The 614-nt window shown below is 69.9% G+C and carries 2 protein-coding genes; both read right to left on the bottom strand.

Annotated elements, in window-relative coordinates; translation table 11 throughout:
• Positions 1–339: HAD family hydrolase (locus AC1DYP_RS24800; protein WP_477048563.1), on the bottom strand; the 339-nt coding region annotated here is incomplete at its 3' end.
• The coding region (locus AC1DYP_RS24795; RefSeq protein ID WP_477048562.1) for an RNA-binding protein at positions 336–614 on the bottom strand (279 nt) is incomplete at its 5' end. The genes AC1DYP_RS24795 and AC1DYP_RS24800, both read right to left, overlap by 4 nt.

Below are 614 nucleotides of genomic sequence, written 5' to 3'. Positions count from 1 at the left end.
GGCGGTGGCCGCGACCGACCGGTCGACACTCGCCCGCCAGGACGCGTCGGGCACGCCGTCGGTGAGGATGGTGCCGCCGTTGCTGGTGACCGCGTACCGCCAGGGCGCACCCGGCAGATCGATGCGCTGGAACTGCTCGACGGTGCGGGTGGTGGTGGGCACCACGACGGCGGACCGGGCGAGGTCCACGAGCATGGCCGCGGCGCGAGAGGTCATGTACGACAACGGCTCACCCTGGTAGTACTCGACGCACACCCGCTCACCCGACGTGCCGAGCGCGAGTGCGGCGGCGCTGTAGATCATCGTGCGATCGAGATCGGTCGCGATCAGCGCGGTCACGTCACGTCCTTGATCAGTCCCATGCAGGAGTACGCCAGATCCGGTACCACCTCGACGGGGACGTTCCGCGCCTCGGCGAGCATGCGGATGTGCAGGTGTTCGGGTGCGTCGGCCTCGCGCACCAGCACCCGCCACGGAACCCGGCGCAGCAGAACGCGGGTGGTCTCCCCGACACCCGGCTTGACGAAGTTGATCGTGGAGATCGCGTACTCCCGTTGCACGGCCTCCACCGACGCCCAGCCGCTCCACGTGGGGGTCCGGTCACTGCCGAGCAC

This window comes from Caulobacter sp. P1_D6 (assembly GCF_056406095.1).
Note: the sequence above shows the minus strand (reverse complement) of the source record. Positions and strands in the feature narration are given on the sequence as shown.